The organism is Enterobacter cloacae complex sp. EB5 (assembly GCF_031432835.1).
GTDB lineage: Bacteria > Pseudomonadota > Gammaproteobacteria > Enterobacterales > Enterobacteriaceae > Enterobacter > Enterobacter hormaechei_C.
The window spans coordinates 2,190,676-2,215,288 of sequence record NZ_CP133860.1 but is presented as its reverse complement, the minus strand read 5'-3'; the positions used below and the strand labels follow the sequence as shown (position 1 = coordinate 2,215,288).

Annotated in this window: 20 protein-coding genes; 13 read left to right on the top strand and 7 right to left on the bottom strand. The window is 57.5% G+C overall.

The genetic code is table 11. From position 1 onward, the window contains the following. Positions 1–25: 25 nt before the first annotated feature. Complete coding sequence (locus RHN82_RS10545) at positions 26–850, bottom strand: protein bax (protein ID WP_071886800.1); 825 nt, start codon at positions 848–850, stop codon at positions 26–28. Between the two features lie 314 nt (positions 851–1,164). Between RHN82_RS10545 and RHN82_RS10540 the strand changes: the two genes are divergently transcribed. Then, positions 1,165–3,195, top strand: a complete 2,031-nt coding sequence (locus RHN82_RS10540) for an alpha-amylase (RefSeq protein WP_047052467.1) — start codon at positions 1,165–1,167, stop codon at positions 3,193–3,195. Between the two features lie 624 nt (positions 3,196–3,819). Next, on the top strand, positions 3,820–5,073 hold the full coding sequence (gene avtA, locus RHN82_RS10535; protein WP_015572749.1) for a valine--pyruvate transaminase: 1,254 nt from the start codon (positions 3,820–3,822) through the stop codon (positions 5,071–5,073). Positions 5,074–5,080: 7 nt separating this feature from the next. Here avtA and RHN82_RS10530 read toward each other — a convergent pair whose 3' ends face one another. Together RHN82_RS10530 and yiaJ are read right to left on the bottom strand one after the other, a co-directional pair. Then, the gene (locus RHN82_RS10530) at positions 5,081–5,536 is read right to left on the bottom strand and encodes a 4Fe-4S dicluster domain-containing protein (RefSeq protein WP_047052143.1); all 456 of its coding nucleotides are present in this window, start codon (positions 5,534–5,536) and stop codon (positions 5,081–5,083) included. A 3-nt stretch (positions 5,537–5,539) separates the two neighbouring features. Then, positions 5,540–6,358, bottom strand: a complete 819-nt coding sequence (gene yiaJ, locus RHN82_RS10525; RefSeq protein WP_047052145.1) for an IclR family transcriptional regulator YiaJ — start codon at positions 6,356–6,358, stop codon at positions 5,540–5,542. Between the two features lie 224 nt (positions 6,359–6,582). Here yiaJ and yiaK point away from each other — a divergent pair, with 224 nt between their 5' ends. The 8 genes from yiaK (at position 6,583) to araD (ending at position 14,161) form a co-directional block, all read left to right on the top strand. Further along, entirely contained in the window at positions 6,583–7,581 is a 999-nt protein-coding gene (yiaK, locus tag RHN82_RS10520; RefSeq protein WP_047052146.1) for a 3-dehydro-L-gulonate 2-dehydrogenase, read from the top strand. A 10-nt stretch (positions 7,582–7,591) separates the two neighbouring features. Beyond that, complete coding sequence (locus tag RHN82_RS10515; protein ID WP_015572753.1) at positions 7,592–8,059, top strand: YhcH/YjgK/YiaL family protein; 468 nt, start codon at positions 7,592–7,594, stop codon at positions 8,057–8,059. A gap of 26 nt (positions 8,060–8,085) precedes the next feature. Beyond that, positions 8,086–9,012, top strand: a complete 927-nt coding sequence (locus RHN82_RS10510) for a DUF4862 family protein (RefSeq protein ID WP_047052148.1) — start codon at positions 8,086–8,088, stop codon at positions 9,010–9,012. 45 nt (positions 9,013–9,057) lie between these two features. After that, complete coding sequence (locus RHN82_RS10505) at positions 9,058–10,377, top strand: MFS transporter (protein ID WP_017382592.1); 1,320 nt, start codon at positions 9,058–9,060, stop codon at positions 10,375–10,377. A gap of 76 nt (positions 10,378–10,453) precedes the next feature. After that, positions 10,454–11,959, top strand: a complete 1,506-nt coding sequence (locus RHN82_RS10500) for an FGGY-family carbohydrate kinase (protein ID WP_047052150.1) — start codon at positions 10,454–10,456, stop codon at positions 11,957–11,959. Next, entirely contained in the window at positions 11,956–12,609 is a 654-nt protein-coding gene (ulaD, locus tag RHN82_RS10495; RefSeq protein ID WP_047052152.1) for a 3-keto-L-gulonate-6-phosphate decarboxylase UlaD, read from the top strand. Before RHN82_RS10500 ends, ulaD begins: the two co-directional genes overlap by 4 nt. Before the next feature lie 2 nt (positions 12,610–12,611). Further along, the gene (locus tag RHN82_RS10490; RefSeq protein ID WP_047052154.1) at positions 12,612–13,472 is read left to right on the top strand and encodes an L-ribulose-5-phosphate 3-epimerase; all 861 of its coding nucleotides are present in this window, start codon (positions 12,612–12,614) and stop codon (positions 13,470–13,472) included. Then, entirely contained in the window at positions 13,466–14,161 is a 696-nt protein-coding gene (gene araD / locus RHN82_RS10485) for an L-ribulose-5-phosphate 4-epimerase (RefSeq protein ID WP_017382588.1), read from the top strand. The genes RHN82_RS10490 and araD overlap by 7 nt, the downstream gene beginning before the upstream one ends. On the opposite strand, the gene RHN82_RS10480 is transcribed toward araD, so the two are convergent. Further along, entirely contained in the window at positions 14,162–14,980 is an 819-nt protein-coding gene (locus tag RHN82_RS10480; protein WP_045616099.1) for a helix-turn-helix domain-containing protein, read from the bottom strand. A gap of 226 nt (positions 14,981–15,206) precedes the next feature. Here RHN82_RS10480 and RHN82_RS10475 point away from each other — a divergent pair, with 226 nt between their 5' ends. Together RHN82_RS10475 and RHN82_RS10470 are read left to right on the top strand one after the other, a co-directional pair. Next, positions 15,207–16,607, top strand: a complete 1,401-nt coding sequence (locus tag RHN82_RS10475; RefSeq protein WP_047052158.1) for an MFS transporter — start codon at positions 15,207–15,209, stop codon at positions 16,605–16,607. A 10-nt stretch (positions 16,608–16,617) separates the two neighbouring features. Next, the gene (locus RHN82_RS10470; protein WP_047052160.1) at positions 16,618–18,567 is read left to right on the top strand and encodes a glycoside hydrolase family 127 protein; all 1,950 of its coding nucleotides are present in this window, start codon (positions 16,618–16,620) and stop codon (positions 18,565–18,567) included. Between the two features lie 137 nt (positions 18,568–18,704). Here RHN82_RS10470 and aldB read toward each other — a convergent pair whose 3' ends face one another. Continuing rightward, positions 18,705–20,243, bottom strand: coding sequence for an aldehyde dehydrogenase AldB (aldB, locus tag RHN82_RS10465; protein WP_047052162.1), 1,539 nt, complete (start codon positions 20,241–20,243; stop codon positions 18,705–18,707). Between the two features lie 166 nt (positions 20,244–20,409). On the opposite strand from aldB, the gene RHN82_RS10460 reads away from it, so the two are divergent. Continuing rightward, positions 20,410–21,294 carry an ROK family protein gene (locus RHN82_RS10460; protein ID WP_045334684.1) on the top strand — a complete coding sequence of 295 codons (885 nt, stop codon included), beginning with the start codon at positions 20,410–20,412 and terminating at the stop codon, positions 21,292–21,294. Positions 21,295–21,297: 3 nt separating this feature from the next. Here the strand turns inward: RHN82_RS10460 and selB are convergent, their stop codons facing one another. Then, positions 21,298–23,136, bottom strand: coding sequence for a selenocysteine-specific translation elongation factor (gene selB / locus RHN82_RS10455; protein ID WP_047052166.1), 1,839 nt, complete (start codon positions 23,134–23,136; stop codon positions 21,298–21,300). Next, positions 23,133–24,518: an L-seryl-tRNA(Sec) selenium transferase gene (selA, locus tag RHN82_RS10450; protein WP_047052168.1), complete on the bottom strand. Its 1,386-nt coding sequence runs from the start codon at positions 24,516–24,518 to the stop codon at positions 23,133–23,135. The genes selB and selA overlap by 4 nt, the downstream gene beginning before the upstream one ends. Positions 24,519–24,613: the final 95 nt, after the last annotated feature.

Below are 24,613 nucleotides of genomic sequence, written 5' to 3'. Positions count from 1 at the left end.
GCCTTCCAGTGGAAGGCGTTTTTCATTACATATGTGCGGCAATCAGGCGCTGGTTATCCTGGTACATGGAGAACAGGTAATTGTTATAACGCTGTCCCTGAGTGGAATAACCTTTCAGCTTGTGGATCATCGCCGTAGCCGTTACTTCCTGATCCGCCTTACGCAGCTGAGCGCGTGACTTACGGAACGAGGAGTAGGCCGGGTGGGTGTTCAGGTTCACCACATAGGCATTCACGGAATCTTTCACCGATTCAAACTGTGAATAGCCCTTCACCTTGCCGGGTGCATTAGTACAACGACCTTTTGTGCATTTCATGCCAAACAGATTGTTGTTGTTGCGCGCCAGCTTCGAGGTGCCCCAACCGCTTTCGGCGGCGGCCATTGTCGCGACCATACTGCCTGGGATGATGTCCACACGCTCTAACAGTGAGTTCCACGGCACGCGACGCGTGTTCCCGCTCCACTTAACTTTATAGCGTTTGGCGATGTCTTTCAGGCGAGTGCGCTCAGACGGCGACCAGCGGCTATCGTACTGTTTGGAGATCAGCCAGTTACGATCCGCAGTAATCGCGGCATTTTGACTTTTAATGTAAGGCATTACCGTCCGGAGAAACGCTTTTTTCCTTGGTGTTCCGGAAGGGTATTTTCGCAAATCAGGAAGTGAACTACTCTTTGCACTATTGCGAGAATACTCTTGTTTACTGCTAACCTTACTGCTTGTCGTCTTTATTACGTGGGCTTTCTTACTCGTTGTATCCGTGTGCGTCTTTGCAAGCACCTCACCTGAAAATGCCATGGTGAGTAACATGAGTATCGCGGCCCCATATCGTCGAATGGGAGTCGATATCATTAGGTCTCCTGGTCGGATATAAACATTCCAACACCTTATTTTCTTCAAAAATTTGAGAGCGGAATCTCAAATCATACCAAAAATAGTCCTCAAGAGCACGTATACAAATAGTCCAATTCCGAAACTATGTCATCCGGAACATGCTCATTAAAGCATCAACGCTGGAAAAATGTGCGCGATATCGCAGATAACTGCCTAATTTTGCGCGGGATCACTCATCCCTTCGCGTCCTCCTGGCAGAAAGCCTCAGAGGAGGAGTTTTTCCCCTGAGCCGAGTGGCACACTGGTCAAAAATGCCGCGACAGGAAAATGGAATGAAACGCACTGCATTAGCTGTTCTGATGTTACCCGCATTCGCGCATGCCGACTGGTCATCACCGGGATTTAGCGCGTTTAGCGCTGAAGGTACCGGCGTCTTTACCAGCCAGGCAACGCTTGCGAAGGGTACCCGCCCGCTGACGTTGAGTCTTGACAACGCGTGCTGGCAGCCGACAGGTGCCATTAAGCTCAACGAGATGCTGTCGCTCAAACCGTGCGAAGGCGCCCCACCGCAGTGGCGGTTATTCCGTGACGGTGTTTACCAGATGCGTATTGATACGCGCTCGGGAACGCCGACGCTGATGTTGACGGTGCAAAGTGCGGCGCCACAGCCTGTCGCAAACGTCACCCGCCAGTGCCCGAAGTGGGACGGCAAACCGCTGACAATCGACGTCGTTAACACCTTCCCGGAAGGCACGGTGGTGCGTGATTTTTACAGCAAACAGACCGCGACCGTTCAAAATGGCAAAGTGACTCTTCAGCCAGCCGCCAACAGCAATGGCCTGCTGCTGCTTGAGCGCGCCGAGACGGACAAACCCGCGCCGTTCAGCTGGCAAAACGCCACCGTCTATTTCGTGCTGACCGATCGCTTCGTGAATGGCGACCCCACCAACGACAACAGCTATGGCCGTCATAAAGACGGTATGCAGGAGATTGGTACTTTCCACGGCGGCGATCTGAAAGGGCTTACCAGCAAACTGGATTACCTTCAGCATCTGGGCGTGAATGCGCTCTGGATAAGCTCGCCGCTGGAGCAGATCCACGGCTGGGTTGGCGGCGGCACCAAAGGGGATTTCCCCCACTACGCCTATCACGGCTATTACACCCAGGACTGGACGAAACTCGACGCCAACATGGGCAACGAAGATGATTTACGCCAGCTTGTCGACGACGCGCACAGGCGTGGTATCCGCGTCCTGTTTGACATTGTCATGAACCACGCGGGTTATGCGACGCTTGCAGATATGCAAGAGTATCAGTTTGGCGCGCTCTATTTGCAGGGCGATGAGCTGAAAAAAAACCTCGGCGAGCGCTGGTCTGACTGGAAGCCAGGCGCGGGGCAAAGCTGGCACAGCTTCAACGATTACATCAACTTCAGTGACAAAGCCGCATGGGAAAAATGGTGGGGTAAAAAATGGATCCGTACCGATATCGGTGATTACGACAACCCGGGCTTTGACGATCTGACCATGTCGCTGGCCTTCCTGCCTGATCTGAAAACGGAATCTACGATCCCGTCAGGTTTGCCGAACTTTTATCAACACAAGCCCGACACCAACGCGAAAGTGATGACGAATTTCACGCCGCGAGATTACCTGACTCACTGGCTCAGTCAGTGGGTACGTGACTACGGCATCGACGGCTTCCGGGTCGATACCGCTAAGCACGTTGAGCCTGAAGCCTGGCAGCAACTGAAAAACCAGGCAAGCCAGGCGCTGGCCGCGTGGAAAGCCGCCAACCCGGACAAAAAACTCGACAATGCGCCCTTCTGGATGACCGGTGAATCCTGGGGCCACGGCGTGATGCAGAGCGATTATTACCGCCACGGCTTCGATGCGATGATCAACTTTGACTATCAGGAGCAGGCGGCGAAAGCGGTGGACTGTCTGGCCGATATGGATTTAACCTGGCAGCAAATGGCAGAAAAGCTGCAAAGTTTTAATGTGCTGAGCTATCTCTCCTCCCACGATACGCGTCTGTTCCGGGAAGGGGGCCAGCGCGCCGCTGAGTTACTGCTGCTGGCGCCGGGAAGCGTGCAGATCTATTACGGCGATGAATCAGAGCGTCCATTCGGCCCGACGGGCTCCGATCCGCTACAGGGAACCCGTTCGGATATGAACTGGCAGGACGTCACGGGTAAACAGGCGTTAACTGTCGCCCACTGGCAGCTTCTGGGGCAGTTCCGCGCCCGTCATCCGGCGGTGGGTGAAGGCAAGCAAACAACGCTGTCAATGAAAGAGGGCTACGGCTTTGTGCGCGAGCACAAGGGCGATAAGGTGATGGTGGTGTGGGCGGGCAATCAATAGACCCCCTCACCCTAACCCTCTCCCCAGGGGCTGAGGGATCCCCAGTAATTTGAAAGCAAAAGCTATAACGTTGCCTCAGAATAACTGAGGGCTTTCAGCGATGCCTCGGTCCGGCTGTAAATCGCTGAGGCGTTTCCTGTAGGCCGGGGCGAGGCGCAGGGATGCGCCGAGAGGGCGGGCTTTACAGGGATGTTACCTCCGCCCGTCCCCGATAAGCCGGAAGGAATAAGCCGAAGGCACCGCGAAGCGGCGATTTACCGCCGGAAGCCCGGGTCGCCAGGGTGGTGGCGACTGAGCCACCCTGGCACGTTCACCGGTTATGTCGTGACAGAGTAGCAAGGAACATAACGTGAACGGAATGACCACCAGAGCCGTATGTTCCCCCTCACCCCAGCCCTCTCCCTCAAGGGAGAGGGGGCCGTCTGTGCAGGCATTATTTTGTGGGGAACTCTCAGCCCCAGGGGGAGAGGGCCGGGGTGAGGGGCATTCACCAGAACAATTCACCACACAAATACAAACCCGCCACATAAAACAACAAATCCGACCACATCCGCCGATTTGCACCAACACGGTGCTGGCGTTATGGTTACTGCCTTTCATATTAAGCCCGACAGATCACCTGCTATGACGTTTTCACTATTCGGCGACAAATTTACCCGCCATTCAGGCATTACCCGCCTGATGGAGGACCTCAACGACGGGCTGCGCACCCCAGGCGCTATCATGCTTGGCGGCGGAAACCCGGCTCAAATTCCGGAGATGAACACCTACTTCCAGACGCTGCTGGCAGAGATGCTGGAAAACGGTAAAGCAACCGATGCGCTATGTAATTACGACGGCCCTCAGGGTAAAACAGAACTACTGACGCTTCTGGCGGCAATGCTGCGGGAAGCGCTGGGTTGGGATATCGAACCACAGAATATTGCACTGACAAACGGCAGTCAGAGCGCGTTTTTCTACTTATTCAATCTGTTCGCCGGACGCCGCGCCGACGGCACCACGAAAAAAGTGCTGTTCCCGCTGGCACCGGAGTATATCGGCTATGCCGATGCCGGCCTCGAAGAAGACCTGTTTGTTTCCGCACGTCCGAATATCGAGTTGCTGCCAGAGGGCCAGTTCAAATACCACGTCGATTTTGAACATCTGCATATCGGTGAAGAGACGGGCATGATCTGCGTATCGCGTCCCACCAACCCGACGGGCAACGTGATCACCGACGACGAGCTGATGAAGCTGGATGCGCTGGCGAATCAGCACGGCATCCCGCTGGTGATCGATAACGCCTATGGCGTACCGTTCCCGGGTATCATCTTCAGCGAAGCGCGTCCGCTGTGGAACCCGAACATCATCCTCTGCATGAGCCTCTCCAAGCTGGGCCTGCCGGGCAGCCGCTGCGGCATTATCATTGCTAACGAGAAAATCATCACCGCCATTACCAACATGAACGGCATTATCAGCCTTTCCCCTGGCGGCATCGGCCCGGCGATGATGTGCGAGATGATCAGGCGTAACGACCTGCTGCGCCTGTCGAATGAGGTGATCAAGCCGTTTTACTCTCAGCGCGTTCAGGAAACCATCGCCATCCTTCGCCGCTACTTACCGGAAGAACGCTGCCTGATCCATAAACCGGAAGGGGCAATTTTCCTGTGGCTGTGGTTTAAGGATCTGCCCATTACGACAGAGCTGCTTTATCAGCGTCTGAAAAAGCGTGGCGTGCTAATGGTGCCAGGGGATTACTTCTTCCCGGGGCTGGATAAGCCGTGGCCGCACACGCACCAGTGCATGCGCATGAACTACGTCCCGGACCCGGAAAAAATCGAAGCGGGTGTGAAAATTCTCGCCGAGGAGATTGAGAACGCCTGGCGCGAGGCCGGTTAATAAAACCTCAGGCCAGATTACGCAGCCGTTCCGCGCGTAATCTGGCGGGGTCTATGCAGCGCAGCGCGTGGGTGGGACAGGCTTCGACGCAGGCGGGACCACTCTCGCGATGCGCGCACAAATCACATTTCAGCGCCTGAACGCGATCTTCCACAACCCGAACCTGCATTGCCCCGAACGGGCACGCCACCATACAGCTTTTGCAGCCGATACAGCGGGCCTGCTCAACGAGCCAGGCTCCCGCAGCGCGGTGAATGGCCCCCGTCGGGCAGACATTCGCGCAGGGCGCATCTTCACACTGGTGGCAGCCCACGGCCGTGGTGAAGGTTGCCCCCTTAACCACGCGGATCCGTGACGTAAACGCTGCTGGCGTGGCGCTGCTTTGATGCGACATCATGCACGCCACCTCACAGGTGCGGCACCCGATACATTTTTCAGGATCCGCCAGGATAAATTGGTTCATCAGTTACGCCTCGCGCACGTTAAACCCCAGTTCTTTCGAGATAGCTTCCGCCGTGTCACGCAGCGGTTTTAGCAAGTTTTTCTCGCCCACCAGCTTCATGCGCGACGTCGACAGTGAAATGGAGATGGCATAGGGCACGCGCCCGTGAATATCAAAGACCGGCACGGCGATACATGACACACCCAGCTCGTTCTCTTCTTTGTCCATCGCCATGCTGTGATCGCGAATTTCCGCCAGCTCATCATACATCGCGCTCAGTTCGGTGATGGTGTTGCGGGTCAAAGGTTGGATCTGTTCCTGGTGGCTTTCCCAGTAGCTCGCCACGTAATCCTGATGACCAAACGCCATATAGATTTTGCCCATCGCAGAACAATAGAGCGGCATATGCTGGCCGATATATGCGCGCGTGCGCAGCATACCGGTTGTCGGCTCAAGCTTATAAATCAGGATCGCGTGGTCATCTTCACGGCTGGAGAAGTTGACCGTTTCGCCGGTGGCAATGTTCAGCGCCTCGAGGTGCGGCGCCGCCACGTGAATAATATTGAGCGATGAAAGCGCCTTTTGCCCGACGGCGATAAATTTGGTGGTCAGACGATAGCTCCCTGCCGCCGGCGCCGGCGTCACGTACCCGCACGACTGCAACCCCTGCAATAACCGGTGCACGGTGCTTTTATTCAGCCCCGCCAGTTCTGATAGATGCGCAAGCGGACACCCGTTCGGATAGTTACTGAGGATTTCAATCAGCATCAGGCCGCGAAACAAGCTCTGGCTACCTGCTGGCCTCTCTTTTTCTTGCGTCATTTCGCTCTCTTTTATGCTCATCAAATGGCTCCTGTTTATCGCGCCCTGATGGTAGCGCAAAGTGTGGTTTAGTTCACGATCTCAACAGAAAAAACACAACCATTTGATTTTAATCGATTTTGAAAAACGTGAATGTCGTTGATCTGACAAAATTTGATCGTTATATTTGAAATCAGATTTCGTATAGTGAAATTTAGCGATAAAAAAGCACTCGCACTTGCCCCTAGAAAAACAGGAGAACAGGGATGAAAGTGACCTTCGAAGAGTTGAAAGCGGCGTTCAATCGGGTTCTGCTCGATCGCGGTGTAAAAGCGGATACCGCAGACGCCTGCGCCGAGATGTTCGCCCGCACCACGGAGTCCGGCGTTTATTCGCACGGCGTCAACCGCTTCCCGCGATTTATTCAGCAGCTTGACGCAGGCGACATCCTCCCTGACGCCCAGCCGAAACGCGTAACGACATTAGGCGCCATCGAACAGTGGGATGCCCAGCGTTCCATCGGCAACCTGACGGCAAAGAAGATGATGGACCGTGCTACCGAGCTGGCGTCCGATCACGGTATCGGCCTGGTGGCGCTGCGTAACGCTAACCACTGGATGCGCGGCGGCAGCTACGGCTGGCAGGCGGCGGAGAAAGGCTATATCGGCATCTGCTGGACCAACTCTATTGCCGTGATGCCCGCGTGGGGATCAAAAGAATGCTGCATCGGCACAAACCCGCTGATCGTCGCTATTCCGTCGAATCCAATCACCATGGTCGATATGTCGATGTCGATGTTCTCCTACGGCATGCTGGAGGTGAATCGCCTGGCCGGACGCGAATTACCGGTCGACGGCGGCTTTGACGATGAAGGCAATCTGACCAGAGAGCCGGGCGTGATTGAGAAAAACCGTCGCATTCTGCCCATGGGCTACTGGAAAGGTTCCGGCTTGTCGATTGTGCTCGACATGATCGCCACCCTGCTCTCTGACGGCGCGTCCGTTGCGGAAGTGACCCAGGACAACAGCGACGAATACGGCGTATCGCAGATCTTTATCGCCATCGAAGTGGATCGCCTGATCGACGGTCCAACCCGCGATGCCAAACTACAGCGCACCATGGACTTCATCACCACCGCAGAACGCGCTGATGAAAACGTCGCCGTCCGTCTGCCAGGCCATGAGTTCACACGCCTGCTGGAGGAGAACCGCCGCAACGGCATCACCATTGACGACAGCGTGTGGGCGAAAATCCAGTCTCTGTAAGGAGTGGGTCATGATATTCGGACATATTGCACAGCCAAATCCATGTCGCCTGCCGCTGGCGATAGAAAAGGCGCTTAATTTTCTGCGTACCACGGATTTCACCACCCTGGCGCCGGGCGTGATCGAAATTGAAGGCCGCAACATTTTTGCCCAGGTTCTCGACCTCACCACAAAGGAACAGCACGAGAACCGCCCTGAAGTCCATCGCCGCTATCTGGATATCCAGTTTCTGGCCTGGGGCGAAGAAAAAATCGGTATTGCTATTGATACCGGGAATAACAAAATCAGCGAATCATTGCTGGAGCAGCGGGATATTATTTTTTATCACGACAGTGAACATGAGTCATTTATCGAAATGATACCTGGCAGTTACGCCATATTTTTCCCGCAGGATGTGCATCGTCCTGCCTGTATTAAAAACAAGGGATCCGCAATTCGTAAAATTGTGGTGAAAGTGGCCATCAGCGAATTAGATTAATTTTCTGATAAATACAGGAATGCGAAATGACCAACACCGGTTTTATTATTGGTGCGTACCCCTGCGCACCTTCGTTTCACCAGAAAGGGGAGCAGGAAGAACACGCCTTCTGGCGGGAACTTTCCGACACGCCAAATATTCGCGGGCTGGAACAACCTTGCCTTGAAAACCTCCATCCGTTTGGTGATGAATGGCTGTTTCGTCATACGCCGGGCGACTGGCAGATCGTTGTCACAGCCGTTATGGAAACCATGCGCCGCCGCGGCAGCAACGGCGCGTTTGGCCTGGCGTCCGCGGACAAAGAACAGCGTAAAGCGTGCATTGAATATTACCGCCATCTGCATCAAAAGATTGATGCCGTTAATACCCGCTTTCCCGGGAAAGTGATCGCTCTGGAAATGCAGGCCGCACCGCAGGCGGGTAATGATTCTGTCGAGCAAGCGACAGAAGCATTCTCCCGCTCGGTACGGGAAATCGCGAGCTGGGACTGGGGCTGCGATCTGGTGCTGGAACACTGTGATGCGATGACCGGTCCGGCGCCGCGTAAAGGGTTCTTGCCCTTAGAGCAGGTGCTGGAGGTTGTGAAAGAGACCGATATCAGCGTCTGTATCAACTGGGCACGTTCGGCTATCGAAGGTCGCAATACCACCCTTCCACTGGAACATGTTCAGGCGGCACTCGCTGCCGGGAAACTGGGGGCGCTGATGTTTTCGGGCACGACCCCTCACGGTGAGTATGGAGAATGGCAGGATCTGCACGCGCCGTTTTCTTCGTTCTGCGCCGACAGTCTCATGTCCACTGAACATGTAAAAACGCTATTTACTGCGGCGAGCGCCGCAACATTGAAATTCTCCGGTATTAAATTACTGGAAATAAATGCTAATGCTGACGTCAGCCATCGCATCGCTATTTTGCGCGACGGCATTAGCGCTATGAATAAAGCGTCACAATAAAAATAAAGAATACATTTTCCGGTTACCTTCACTGAGATATTAACTATGAATATTTCTTCTAATGCTCTACACGCGGACATTCCGCGCCAGCGCTGGCTAAGGATCATTCCCCCTATTCTTATCGCCTGCATTATTTCCTATATGGACCGCGTAAATATTGCCTTTGCGATGCCCGGCGGTATGGATGAAGAGCTGGGCATTTCCGCTACGATGGCGGGCCTGGCGGGGGGGATCTTTTTTATTGGCTATTTATTCCTGCAAGTTCCCGGCGGCAAAATTGCCGTGCACGGCAGCGGTAAGAAGTTTATCGGCTGGTCGCTGGTTGCCTGGGCGGTGATCTCGGTTCTGACCGGGCTTGTGACCAACCAGTATCAGCTGCTGGTGCTGCGCTTCTTACTCGGCGTGGCGGAAGGCGGGATGCTGCCCGTTGTGCTCACGATGATCAGTAACTGGTTCCCGGATGCCGAGCGCGGGCGCGCCAACGCGATTGTGATCATGTTCGTGCCCATCGCCGGGATCATCACCGCCCCGCTGTCGGGATGGATTATCACCGCCCTCGACTGGCGCTGGCTGTTCATTATTGAAGGTCTGATGTCCGTTGTTGTGCTGGTGCTGTGGGCATTCACCGTCTACGACCGCCCGCAGGAAGCACGCTGGATCTCAGAGGCCGAGAAAAACTATCTGGTACAAACCCTGGCGGCAGAGCAGCAAGCCATTGCGGGTAAAGAGGTGAAAAACGCCTCGCTCAGCGCGGTGCTGTCTGACAAAACCATGTGGCAGCTGATCGCCCTCAACTTCTTCTATCAGACCGGCATTTACGGCTACACCCTCTGGCTGCCCACCATTCTGAAAGAACTGACGCACACCAGCATCGGCCAGGTGGGAATGCTCGCCATTCTGCCTTACATCGGCGCCATTGCCGGTATGTTCCTGTTCTCTTCGCTCTCTGACCGCACCGGCAAGCGCAAGCTGTTTGTCTCCCTGCCATTGATTGGCTTTGCGCTCTGCATGTTCCTCTCCGTGGCGCTGAAAGAGCACACCTGGCTGGCCTATGCCGCACTGGTGGGCTGTGGCTTCTTCCTGCAATCCGCAGCGGGCGTGTTCTGGACCATCCCGGCGCGTCTGTTCAGCGCTGAGATGGCGGGTGGCGCTCGCGGCGTGATCAATGCCCTGGGCAACCTCGGCGGGTTCTGCGGTCCTTATGCGGTAGGCGTACTGATCACCCTGTACAGCAAAGACGCAGGCGTTTACTGCCTGGCAGTTTCGCTGGCGCTGGCATCGCTGCTGGCCCTGCTGTTACCGGCGAAATGCGATGCCGGAGCAGAGCCCAACCCCACGGTGAACTCGCATAAGCGTGCGGCCTGAGGCCCTCACCTGACCCACTAAACCAAACCGTAGGCCGGGTAAGCGAAGCGCCACCCGGCAATTAAGCGAGAAGAAGATGAGTGAAAAAGAGCCCTTCTGGCTGGGTATCGATTGTGGCGGTACTTATCTGAAAGCCGGTTTATACAACAGCCAGGGCAAAGAAGTCTGTATTGAACGCCGCTCAGTGGCCACGCTCAGCCCACGCGCCGGGTACGCCGAGCGGGATATGCACCAGCTCTGGCAGCACTGCCACAAAACCGTCGCCCTGCTGCTTAAAAATTCAGGCGCTGACGGCGGTCAGATCAAAGGCGTTGGCATTTCAGCCCAGGGCAAGGGGCTGTTTCTGCTCGATAAACAGGATCGCCCCCTGGGTAACGCCATACTCTCCTCCGATCGCCGTGCGCTGGAGATCGTGCAACGCTGGCAGCAGGACGGTATACCCGAAAAGCTCTATCCGCATACTCGCCAGACGCTGTGGACGGGGCATCCGGCCTCACTCCTGCGCTGGGTTAAAGAGAACGAGCCGCAGCGGTATCAGCAAATTGGCAGCGTGATGATGGCGCACGATTACCTGCGCTGGTGTCTGACCGGGGTCAAAGGCTGCGAAGAGAGCAACATCTCGGAATCCAATCTCTACAACATGAATACCGGGCAGTACGATCCGCAGCTCACGCGCTGGCTCGGCATCAGCGACATTGACGGAGCCCTGCCGTCCATTATCGGTTCAGCAGAAATTTGCGGGGAAATCACCGCTCAGGCAGCCGCACTGACCGGTCTCACGGCGGGTACTCCCGTCGTTGGTGGACTGTTTGATGTGGTTTCCACCGCGATCTGCGCCGGGCTGCATGACGAACATACGCTGAATGCCGTAATGGGGACCTGGGCCGTAACCAGTGGGATTGCCCACGGCATCCGCGACAACGAGCCGTTTCCCTACGTCTATGGCCGCTACGTCCATCCGCAGCAGTTCATCGTTCATGAAGCCAGCCCCACCTCGTCCGGCAACCTGGAATGGCTGACGGCCCAATGGGGCGATATGTCATTCGATGAGATTAACCACGCCGTGGCCAGCCTGCCAAAAGCTGAAAGCGATGTGTTCTTCCTGCCTTTCCTCTACGGCAGCAACGCCGGGCTGGAGATGACCAGCGGTTTCTATGGTTTGCAGGCGCTGCATACCCGCGCGCACCTCCTCCAGGCGGTTTATGAAGGGGTGGTATTCAGCCACATGACCCACCTCAACCGTATGCTCGAACGCTTTCCCCACGTGCAGACCCTGCGCGTGACGGGCGGCCCCACCCATTCGGACGTGTGGATGCAGATGCTCGCGGACGTCAGCGGCCTGGCGATTGAACTCCCGCAGGTGGAAGAGACCGGCTGTTCCGGTGCGGCGCTGGCCGCGCTCGTCGGTACAGGCCTCTATCCCGATTTTTACGCCGCTCAGCGCGCTCTCAGGCATGACATCCGGATGATTGAACCTGACATGCGTGCCCATGCCGCGTACCAGCGCAAATATCACCGTTACCAGCTACTGATTTCAGCATTACAGGGCTATCACGCCCGTGTTAAGGAGTACGACCTATGAGCCGACCATTATTGCAGCTGGCGCTCGACCACACCTCGCTTCAGGCCGCGCAGCGCGATGTCGCGACGCTTTCCGATCACGTCGACATCGTCGAAGCCGGCACCATCCTGTGCCTGACCGAAGGGCTAAACGCCGTTCGCGCCCTGCGTGCGCAGTGTCCGGATAAAATTATCGTGGCGGACTGGAAAGTCGCCGATGCCGGAGAAACGCTGGCTGAGCAGGCGTTTGGCGCAGGCGCAAACTGGATGACCATCATCTGTGCCGCCCCGCTGGCCACCGTTGAACGTGGCCACGAGGTCGCACTGCGCGGCGGCGGCGAGATCCAGATGGAGCTGTTTGGCAACTGGACGCTGGACGACGCCCGCGCGTGGCACCGCATCGGGGTGAAGCAGGCGATTTACCACCGCGGGCGCGACGCACAGGCCAGCGGCCAGCAGTGGGGCGAGGCGGATCTCAGCAAAATGAAGGCGCTGTCCGATATCGGTTTGCAGCTTTCCATCACTGGCGGCATCACCCCCGCTGACCTGCCGCTGTTTAAGCAGATCAACGTCAAAGCCTTCATTGCCGGTCGCGCGCTGGCAGGCGCCGATAATCCGCCGCAGGTGGCACAGGCATTCCATTCGCAAATCCGCGACATCTGGGGAGAGTAACCATGCGTCAGCATCCGTTAGGCATTTACGAAAAAGCGCTGCCGAAAGATCTCTCCTGGCCGGAGCGCCTGGTTCTGGCAAAAAGCTGCGGCTTCGATTTTGTGGAAATGTCGGTGGATGAGACCGACGAGCGTTTATCGCGCCTTGAATGGAGTACCACGCAGCGCGCCTCTCTGGTGGAAGCGATGCTGGAGACCGGCGTGGCCATCCCGTCGATGTGCTTGTCTGCCCATCGTCGCTTCCCGTTTGGCAGCCGTGATGAGCTCGTGCGCGAACGCGCCCGCGAGATCATGACCAAAGCCATCCGGCTGGCCCGTGATTTGGGTATTCGCACCATCCAGCTTGCGGGCTATGACGTGTACTACGAGGAGCACGACGAGGGCACGCAACAGCGCTTTGCCGAAGGGCTGGCGTGGGCCGTAGAGCAGGCCGCTGCCGCGCAGGTAATGCTGGCGGTAGAGATCATGGACACCGCGTTTATGAACTCCATCAGCAAATGGAAAAAGTGGGACGACATGCTCGCCTCGCCGTGGTTCAGCGTTTACCCGGACGTCGGCAACCTGAGCGCGTGGGGCAACGACGTCACCGCCGAGCTGACGCTGGGCATTGACCGCATCGCCGCTATCCACCTGAAAGACACCCGGCCCGTGACCGAGCAAAGCCCCGGACAGTTCCGCGATGTGCCGTTTGGCGAGGGCTGCGTCGATTTCGTTGGCGTGTTTAACACACTGAATCAACTTAACTATCGCGGCGCATTTCTGATTGAAATGTGGACCGAGAAAGCCAAAGAGCCGGTGCTGGAGATCATCCAGGCGCGCCGCTGGATTGAAGCCCGAATGCAGGAAGGAGGCATGACATGTTAGAACAACTCAAAGCCGAGGTGCTGGCGGCAAATCTCGCTCTGCCCGCCCACCAGCTGGTGACGTTCACCTGGGGCAACGTCAGCGCGGTTGACCGTGACAGCGGCATGATGGTGATCAAACCATCCGGCGTGGAGTACGACGTGATGACCGCAGAAGATATGGTGGTGGTAAATATCGCCACGGGTAAAGTGGTCGAGGGGAGTAAAAAGCCCTCCTCCGACACCCCGACCCATCTCGCGCTGTATCGTCGTTACCCGGAAATTGGCGGCATTGTGCATACCCATTCCCGCCACGCCACCATCTGGTCGCAGGCGGGGCAGGATTTACCCGCGTGGGGCACGACGCACGCGGACTATTTCTACGGTGCGATCCCCTGCACGCGGCTGATGACCCCGGCTGAAATCGCGGGTGAATATGAATACCAGACGGGGGAAGTCATTATCAAAACCTTCGAGGAGCGCGACATAAGCCCGATGCAGGTCCCGGCGGTGCTGGTTCATTCTCACGGCCCGTTTGCCTGGGGCAAAGACGCTGCCGATGCGGTACACAATGCCGTGGTGCTGGAAGAGTGCGCCTATATGGGGCTTTTCTCGCGCCAGCTTGCACCTCAGCTTCCGGTTATGCAGCAGGAATTGCTGGATAAGCATTACCTGCGCAAGCATGGCGCAAATGCCTATTACGGCCAGTGATCATCCGGAATTAATATGCTCTTTACAGTACCGCCGTTTCCAGACGGCGGGCGTTAACCCGGTATGTTTGGAGAATATTTGCCGGAAATAACCCACGTCATTAAAACCGCACCGGGCGGCCACTTCAGTTAATGAGGCCGCATCGTTCAGCAGCAGTTTTTCAGCGGCCCTGACGCGCTGGCGGTGAATTGCCTCCGTCAGGGTTAAGTGAAACGTCCGGCGAAATACTCGCCCCAGATAATCGGCGTTGCAGTGCAGCTCTTTCGCCAGCTGTGAAGTGGACAGGGGCAAATGAAAGTGCGTGCGGATAAGCTGCTTGGCCTTCCACGCCATTGCCGCGCCCGCATCATCCGCTTTATCTTCATATCCCGGCGAGAGCGATATCTGCTGCAAAATTAACAGCAAAATTATCTCCAGCGCCTGGCTACGCTGTAATTTTTCCTGCTCGCTTAAAAACTGACGGAATAATGCAATAACATATTGCGGATCCCGCACGCTACAGTGTTGCTCAATCGACAGCGGCGTCGCGCCTGGCAACGCAGGCAAGCGTTCATCCACCTCAAAATGCAGCCAGTAAAATTTGAGATCGCCCGGAAAATCTTCCACGCCGACATGCCGTCGCTTCGGCCAAAGTAATAAACTCTCGCCAGCGTTTACCTCAAACAGCGTATTTTCCTCCTGGATCGTTAATGTCCCTTTTTCGACAAAAATTATCTCCCACGAAGATAATTTTCGTGCGGGATGACGGCCCACGCCCCGGGAGATAAATAACCCGCCATTTTGAACCCTGATCGGAAGTGCTATGGATAATTCAAGCATGGATATTCATTTTTCCGCTTTTATGGTGGCTGATATTGTCTTTATCCCTTGATTATTAATAAATATCAGCAGAACGGCTCGATCAAACTCACAGTTTTACCATCAAGTCGGAATCGTCACCTTTTTATACTTTTCCCTTCCCTTGTTGGTCTGCCCGTTGAATGCAGAATAAATGGGGTACCTTGCACAAATACGATAAAAAAATCGTTTATCGAGGAGTTACCCCATGACTTCCACACCGATTACAGACGCAGAAGTTGCAAAACAGGCAGCCGATGACCAGCTGTCAGTCCGCGAGAAAATTGGCTACGGCCTGGGCGACGCGGGCGGCACGGTAATTACCTGCCTGATCATGAACTTTCTGACCTTTTTCTATACCGATGTATTTGGCCTGACGCCCGCGCTGGTGGGCACGCTGTTTATTGCCCTTCGGGTATTTGACGCGATTTCCGATCCGGTGATGGGCGTGATTGCCGACCGCACGCAGAGCCGCTGGGGGCGTTTTCGTCCCTGGCAGCTGTGGGTCGCACTTCCCATCGGGATCGTCGGCGTACTGACCTTCACCGTCCCGGACGCCAGCATGGGCGTGAAAATCGCCTGGGCGTTCGGCACCTATCTGTTGCTTTCAGTGGGCTATACCGCCATCAACGTGCCATATTGCGCGCTGATCAACACCATGACCACCCGTCACAACGAGGTTATATCCTGCCAGTCCTGGCGCTTCGTACTGTGCGGCGTGGCGGGTTTTCTGGTCTCCGTTGGCCTGCCGTGGCTGGTGTCAGAGCTGGGACAGGGCAATGCCGCCCGGGGTTATCAGCTGGGCGTCGGCGTGCTGTGCGCCATCGCCGTGGTGATGTTTTTGTGCTGCTTCTTCTGGGTGCGCGAGCGCGTCCCGCTTGCGCTGATGGGTAAATTCACCCTGCGCGAGCACCTGGCGGGCCTGCGGAAAAACGATCAGCTGCTGCTGATGCTGGTGATGTCGTTTCTGCTGATCAACGTCTTCAACATTCGCGGCGGCGGATACATGTACTTCATCACCTACGTGCTTCAGGGCAGCACGGCGTACACCTCGCTGTTTTTCACCATGGTGACCTTTGCCGCCATTCTGGGCGCGGTGATCGTCAGCCCGCTGTCGCGGCGGATTGATACCGTCAAACTCTACTACTACACCAACCTGATACTCGCTGCGCTTGCGGTGGGAATGTGGTTCCTGCCGGGTGGCCCGGCGCACCAGACGCTCTGGCTGATCGTGATTTTAAGTAACGGCGTGATCCTGGGCTTCACCCTGCCGCTGCACTTCTCGCTGATGGCCTTTGCCGATGACTACGGCGAATGGAAAACCGGCGTGCGCTCATCGGGGATGAACTTCGCCTTCAATCTGTTTTTCATCAAGCTCGCGTGGGCATCCAGCGCCGGGATCATCAGCCTGGTGTTTATTGCCGTGGCCTATCAGCCAGGCGCGGGTAACCAGACGCCCGCCTCATTGCAGGGCATCACCGCCATGGAGACGCTGCTCCCTGCCCTTTTCCACCTGCTGCTGGCGGTCGCTATCCGCTGGTGCAGGCTTAACAATTCCGTGATGTCGCGCATTGCCACCGATTTGCGCCAGCGTCATGTACAGTCCTGAGGAGAACGATATGACCATAATGGAAGCCGACCTGCATCAGCTGAAAATCAACGACCCGTTTCTTGGTCAGTACCAACGGCTGGTCCGCGATGTGGTGATCCCCTACCAGTGGGAGGCGCTTAACGATCGCGTGGCGGAGGCCGAACCCAGCCACGCCATCGCCAACTTCCGCATTGCGGCCGGTCTGGAACAGGGGGAGTTCTACGGGATGGTCTTTCAGGACAGCGACGTGGCGAAATGGCTCGAAGCCGTGGCGTGGTCGCTGTGCCAGAAGCCGGATGCTGAACTGGAAAAAACCGCCGACGAGGTGATCGAGCTGGTCGCAGCGGCGCAGTGCGAAGATGGCTATCTCAATACCTATTTCACGGTGAAAGCCCCGGCCGAGCGCTGGACCAATCTGGCCGAATGCCACGAGCTGTACTGCGCCGGACATATGATTGAAGCGGGTGTGGCGTATTTCCAGGGAACCGGAAAGCGCCGCCTGCTGGACGTGGTGTGCAGGCTGGCGGATCATATCGACAGCGTGTTTGGCCCGGGCGAAAACCAGCTGCACGGCTATCCGGGCCACCCGGAAATCGAGCTGGCGCTGATGCGGCTGTACGACGTCACGCAGGAGCCACGCTATCTCAATCTGGTGAAATACTTTATTGAGGAACGCGGCGCGCAGCCTCACTTCTACGATATCGAATACGAGAAGCGCGGCAGAACGTCATACTGGAACACCTATGGCCCGGCGTGGATGGTCAAGGACAAAGCCTACAGTCAGGCGCATCAGCCGCTTGCCGAACAACAAACGGCCATCGGCCACGCCGTGCGTTTTGTCTATCTGATGGCAGGCATGGCGCATCTGGCGCGCCTGAGCAACGACGAGGGGAAACGTCAGGATTGCCTGCGGCTGTGGAACAACATGGCACAACGCCAGCTGTACATCACCGGCGGGATTGGCTCGCAAAGCAGCGGCGAGGCGTTCAGCAGCGATTACGATCTGCCCAACGATACGGTCTACGCCGAAAGCTGCGCCTCCATCGGCCTGATGATGTTTGCCCGCCGGATGCTGGAGATGGAGGCGGACGGCCACTACGCCGACGTGATGGAGCGCGCGCTGTACAACACGGTGCTGGGCGGCATGGCGCTGGACGGTAAGCATTTCTTTTATGTGAATCCGCTGGAAGTGCACCCGAAAACCCTGGCCTTTAACCATATCTATGACCACGTTAAACCGGTGCGCCAGCGCTGGTTCGGCTGTGCCTGTTGCCCGCCAAATATTGCGCGCGTGCTGACCTCGCTGGGGCACTACATTTATACTGTTCGCCCGGACGCGCTGTTGATCAACCTGTACGTGGGGAACGACGTCGCCATTCCGGTTGGGGATAACATCCTCCAGCTGCGGATTAGCGGGAACTATCCGTGGCATGAGCAGGTGAAAATCGAGATTACCTCACCAGTTCCGGTGACTCACACGCTGGCCCTGAGGCTGCCGGACTGGTGCGCGGAACCGGCTGTTTCGCTCAATGGTCAGGCCATTACAGGCGAGGTCTCCCGTGGATACTTATACCTCAACCGCAGCTGGCAGGAAGGCGACACGCTGACGCTGACGTTACCGATGCCGGTCCGCCGCGTGTACGGCAACCCGCAGGTGCGCCAGCAGGCGGGGAAAGTCGCATTGCAGCGTGGACCGCTGATTTACTGCCTGGAAGAAGCCGATAACGGCGCAAATCTGCATAACCTTTCTTTGCCTCATGACAGCCCGTTTCGGGTATTTGAAGGCAAAGGCATTTTCGCGCACAAGATGCTGATACAGGCGGAAGGGATCGGGTGTCAGGCGAAGGACACTGATGCCCTGTGGCAGTACGACCACTCGCCGGTAGAACGTCAGCCCCGGACGCTGACCTTTATTCCGTGGTTTAGCTGGGCAAACCGGGGAGAAGGGGAAATGCGGATATGGGTGGATGAGGGCTGAATAACTGCGGCCTGTTGCCCTAACCCCAGCCCTCTCCCACGGGAGAGGGAGTAAAAAGTAGGCCGGGTAAGGCGAAGCCGCCACCCGGCTTTAACCCGGCTCAGGTCACCCTACCCGGGACGGCCTGAGCCCGGAGATTAAAACAGCCCCAGCGGTTTATCGGAGTAGCTAACCAACAGACATTTCGTTTGCTGGTAGTGCTCCAGCATCATCTTATGGGTTTCACGCCCGATGCCCGACTGTTTGTAGCCGCCAAATGCCGCATGAGCCGGATAGGCGTGATAGCAGTTTGTCCATACGCGTCCGGCCTGAATGCCGCGGCCCATTTTATAGGCCAGATTACCGTTACGGCTCCAGACGCCCGCCCCCAGGCCATACTGCGTGTCGTTGGCGAGCTCCAGCGCCTCGTCCATGGTTTTAAACGTGGTGACGGCCAGCACCGGTCCAAAAATTTCCTCCTGGAAAACGCGCATGTTGTTCTTACCGAACAGGATGGTCGGCTCAAGGTAGTAACCCTCCTGCAAATCGCCGCCCAGCACCTTACGGCGGCCGCCGGTCAACACATCGGCCCCCTCTTTTTTACCGATATCAATATAGTTGAGGATGGTTTCCAGCTGGCCATGCGATACCTGCGCCCCCATCTGGGTGACGTTATCCAGCGGGTTACCGCTGCGAATCGACTCCACGCGCCGGATCGCTCGCTCCATAAAGCGCTCATAAATGGATTCCTGCACCAGCGCGCGGCTCGGACAGGTGCAAACTTCACCCTGGTTGAACGCGAACAGCGCAAACCCTTCCAGCGCTTTGTCGAAGAAGGCGTCCTCTTCATCCATCACGTCGGCAAAGAAGATGTTCGGCGATTTCCCGCCCAGCTCCAGGGTCACCGGAATGATGTTCTGGGTCGCGTACTGCATGATCTGCTGACCCACTTCCGTTGAGCCGGTAAACGCCACTTTGGCAATACGCTTTGAGGTAGCCAGATATTCGCCGATCTCTCCCCCGGCCCCGTTGACCACGTTAATGACCCCCGGCGGCAACAGGTCGCCAATCACCTCCATCAGCAGCAGTACCGAAAGCGGCGTTAAGCGTGCAGGTTTCAGCACCACGCAGTTACCCGCCGCCAGCGCGGGCGCCATTTTCCAGCTCGCCATCAGCAGCGGGAAGTTCCACGGAATAATTTGCCCCACCACGCCGAGCGGCTCGTGGAAGTGATACGCCACGGTATCTTTGTCAACTTCACTTATTCCCCCCTCCTGGGCACGAATGCAGGACGCAAAATAGCGGAAATGGTCAATCGCCAGCGGCACGTCCGCCGCCATGGTTTCCCGGATCGGCTTGCCGTTGTCCCACGTTTCTGCGGTCGCCAGCAGCTCCAGATTCTGCTCCATCCGATCGGCAATTTTGAACAAAATGGCCGCTCTGTCCTGAACGGACGTTTGCCCCCACTTATCTTTCGCCTTATGCGCCGCATCCAGCGCTAAATCAATATCCCGTTTGCCCGAACTGGCAATTTCACACAGCGGCTGGCCGGTGACGGGCGTCAGGTTGGAATAGTATTCGCCGTCGACGGGCGCCACCCAGCCGCCGCCGATAAAGTTGTCATAGCGGGGCTTCAGCTTAAGGGGAAAACCATACTCGCCTGGCTGGATACGCGCTGAGGGAGGATTGTTTGTCATGACCGTCTCCTTGCAGTAGGTGTACAACAAGGGTAGTTCCGGCTGGTGATTTTCTCGCCAGCCGGTAACGGGTTTACGAGCCGTATCACGGATTACCGTACTTTACGTTTCGTTTCTGCCGCCGGAGCCATACTTAATAGCTCAGGGGCTCATGAGGAACGATGCAATGCAGCTATTTATCGGCTTTGACGTGGGCGGAACCCACATCAAACACGGCGTGATCAACGAAAACGGCGAAGAACTGACATCCGATGAATATGATACGCCTGACGATGAAAGCACCTTCAAACAGAAGTGGAAAGCGGTGGTGGATAAGTACCGCCAGGACCACGAGATCGTCGGCATCGGCGTGAGCTTTCCGGGCCACATCAATCACCATACCGGCGAAGCGGCCAAGGCCGGGGCGCTGGATTACCTTGACGGTGAAAACCTGTGCGAGCTTTTCGCACAACTGACCGATCTCCCCGTAACAACCGAAAATGACGCCAACTGCGCGGCGCTGGGCGAACGCTGGCAGGGCGCCGGCAAGGACTATGAGCATTTTGTCTGCATCACCATCGGCACCGGCATCGGCGGCGGTATCGTCATGGAGGGCGATCTCTACCGTGGGTCGCACTACCGGGCGGGTGAGTTTGGCGTGCTGCCCGTTGGCAACAACGGCGAGCCGATGCACGAAGTGGCGTCCGCCAGCGGCCTGATGAAAGCCTGCCGCCGCGCGCTGGCCGTGTCGGAAGATGAGATGCCTGACGGTGAGGAGCTGTTTAAACGCATGGACAGCGACGTGCATCTGCGTGAGGCCATAGAAGAGTGGGCGCATTTCCTCTCGCGCGGCATCTACAGCGTGATCTCCATGTTTGATCCGCAGGCGGTGCTGATTGGCGGCGGCATTAGCGAGCAGGAGAAAATCTATCTCCTGCTGGATAAATACCTACAGCGATTCGAGGAGTGGGAGGCGCTCCGGGTGCCCATCCTTCCCTGCGAGCTGGGTAACCAGGCGGGAAGGCTGGGCGCGGTCTGGCTGGCTAAGCAGAAACAGGCGCGCAGCGCTTAACGTTTACGGAAATAACTGCGCGTCGCGTAGCACATGGTCATTGCCACGACGACGCGTAAACCCGATGCGGTTGAAATACTCCAGGATCTGAATCGCCAGTTTGCGTCCCACGTTCAGCCGATCGCGGAAGTCTGCGGCGCAGGTTGATCCGCGCGCCTGATCCAGCTCCCGGATCAGGTTCGCAAACGCCACGATCCGATCGTTGCGGTAATAACGATCTTTCACGATCGCCACAATCATCCCCTGCTGCGCCGCATGGCGCAGTACCTGACGCATCAGCTGCTCATCGGTATGGGTTTCACGCGCCAGATCGCGCACCCACCACGGTTCATCGCCAAAAAGCGCTGCCACTTTTTGCCAGACCGCGTCCTGCTCAGCGGTAAAACCAGCCTTGTGTTCCGGCAGGTGTAGCCAACCGTGATGACTTGCAATCACGCCGCTTTCACGCATGTTTTCAATCAGCAACAGCACCAGCGCGTCGTCTTCCATGGGCAACGCCATGCGCCGCAGACGTTCACGGCCCGGGCCGGGCTCATCCTGATGCTGTTCATGGTAGGTCGCCAGCGTGCTCAGCACTTTGCGCTGCCAGCGCGCCGCCACCGGTGCGTTCAGCAGGCTGTTCCCGGCCTGAATAAAACCCGGCTCCTGCGTCAGAAGACGCAATCCTTCGCCGCTGAGCTGGCGCGCCCAGGCGAACGCCGCCAGATCCACCGCACCACGCTCAAGGTGGATATCTAACGCAGACTTATCATCGCGGGCCTGGGCCAGCGCGGCCAGCCACTGTAAATACTCGGGCTTACGCTTGCCGCGACGGGGCGGATCCAGCATGACCACGCGCGCGCCCGCCAGCGTTTCCCGCGCCGAAATATCGCGCAGAACCAGGCGGTCGTTATCCGCCAGCCAGAGCGGGGAGTCGAACACCAGTTCGGCGAGATCGTTTTCCAGCAGCGACACGCGTCCGGTGATGTGGCTGGCCGCGTGGTGGATATGCAGCGGCTGCCACTGGGTCAGCGGCGTGTGGGTCTGGAGTGAAACGATGATCCGTTCAGAAGGCTCCGGCGGCGCGTCGGCCAGCAGCCAGTCGCCGCGGTTAAGCTGGTCTTTTTCGGCATCACCGGCAATATTCAGCGCGATACGCTGCCCGGCGTGGGCCCGTTCCACCGGCTGGTTTTGCGCGTGCAGCCCGCGCACGCGCATCGGTTTGTTCACGCCCGTCAGCCACAGGGTATCGCCCACGTTCACTTCGCCGCTCAGCGCGGTACCGGTCACCACCAGCCCAGCCCCTTTCACAGTAAACGCCCTGTCGATCGCCAGACGGAAGCGGTGATGGCTGGCCTGTTCACGAGACGGGATCTGCTGCAAATGGTCGCGAAGAGCGTCGATACCGCGGCCTTCTGTCGCCACAGTGACAAACAGTGACGCATCCTTAAAACCGTATTCACTCAGCGCCGCCAGCACCTCTTCACGCACCTCGTCGATTCGCGCCTCATCCACACGGTCCGCTTTGGTGAGGGCGACGGTCAACTGCGGGTTTCCCGTCAGCTGGAGGATCGCCAGATGCTCGCGCGTTTGCGCCATCACCCCGTCATCGCACGCGACCACCAGCAGGGCGTGATCGATCCCGCCCACGCCCGCGAGCATATTGGAAAGAAACTTCTCGTGGCCGGGCACGTCGATAAAGCCCAGCACGCGACCGTCGGGCTGCGGCCAGTAGGCGTAACCCAGGTCAATGGTCATGCCGCGCTTTTTCTCTTCCGGCAGGCGATCGGCATTCACGCCCGTAATGGCCTGCAATAACGTGGTTTTGCCGTGGTCAACGTGACCGGCGGTGGCAATAATCATTTCAACATCATCTCCAGAAACCGCACTTCATCTTCCAGACAGCGTAAATCCAGCCACATGCGCCCGTCACCGATCCGGCCTATCACCGGCGTCGGTAATGCGCGCCAGCGCGCCGACAGCGCCTCAAGCTGGCTTCCGCGTCCGTCGCGCGGGGTGAACGTCAGCGCTTCGCTCGGTAACCTGTCCACCGGCAGCGAGCCGCTGCCAATTTGCGACAGGCAAGGCTCGATACGAACGTCAAACTCAGGGTAATGAGGAGCAACCTGCGGCAGTAGCGCTTCCGCCTGCGCGCGAATGGAGGCCGCATCACGGCTCAGCAAACGCAACGTGGGCAGGCGGTCAGCCAGTTTCTCCGGGTGGAGATAGAGCCGCAGCGTGGCTTCCAGCGCGGCCAGCGTCATTTTATCGGCACGCAGGGCGCGCTTCAGCGGGTGCTGCTGTAGCTGCGCAATCAGCTCGCGCCTGCCGACGATAATCCCCGCCTGCGGCCCGCCCAGCAGTTTATCGCCAGAGAAACTGACCAGGCTGACGCCCGCGGCGATCATCTCCTGCACCATGGGCTCTTTCGGCAGACCGTACTGGCGCATATCCACCAGCGACCCGCTGCCGAGATCGGCAATCACCGGCACGTTTAGCTCGCGCCCGATGGCGGCCAGTTCAGCCTCTTCCACCGTTTTGGTGAACCCCTCAATATGGTAATTGCTGGTATGCACTTTCATCAGCAGGGCGGTGTTTTCATTCACTGCCGCGCGATAATCTTTTGCATGGGTACGGTTGGTTGTGCCCACTTCATGCAGCGTGCAGCCCGCCTGGCGCATGACGTCCGGAATACGAAACGCCCCGCCGATCTCCACCAGTTCGCCGCGAGAGACGACAACCTCTTTTCCGCTCGCGGTGGCCGCCAGCATTAACAGCACCGCCGCCGCGTTGTTATTCACAATGCAGGCATCTTCCGCGCCGGTGATCTGGCAGAGAAGATCCGCCAGTGCGCGATCGCGATGCCCACGCCCGGCGCCGTCCAGATCGTACTCCAGCGTCACCGGCGAGCGCATGGCCCGGGTGACGGCCTCTGTTGCCTCTTCGGCCTGCTGTGCCCGGCCCAGATTGGTGTGCAGAACCGTGCCTGTCAGGTTAATAACCGGGCGCAACGCGCTTTGCCCGTGCTTGCTCAGCCTGCGTTCAACTTCCTGCTCCCACGCCTCGCACCAGCCGGGTAGCGCGTTCTCAGCCTGAATATGGCGACGCGCATCGTCCTGAAGCTGGCGTAGCATGTCGACCGTTGCAGTATGGCCAAACTGCTCCAGCACCGCAGTGATGCGCGGGTCACGAAGCAGACGATCGGTAGCGGGGATCTGGCTGTAGAGGGAATGATGAGTAGTCATGAATGCGCCTGGCGAGTAAATATCTTCCCCCCTCCCGACGGGAGAGGGAGTTAACATGTGGGGGGATTGTACCGCCTCCCGCCAGGAAGTGTTAT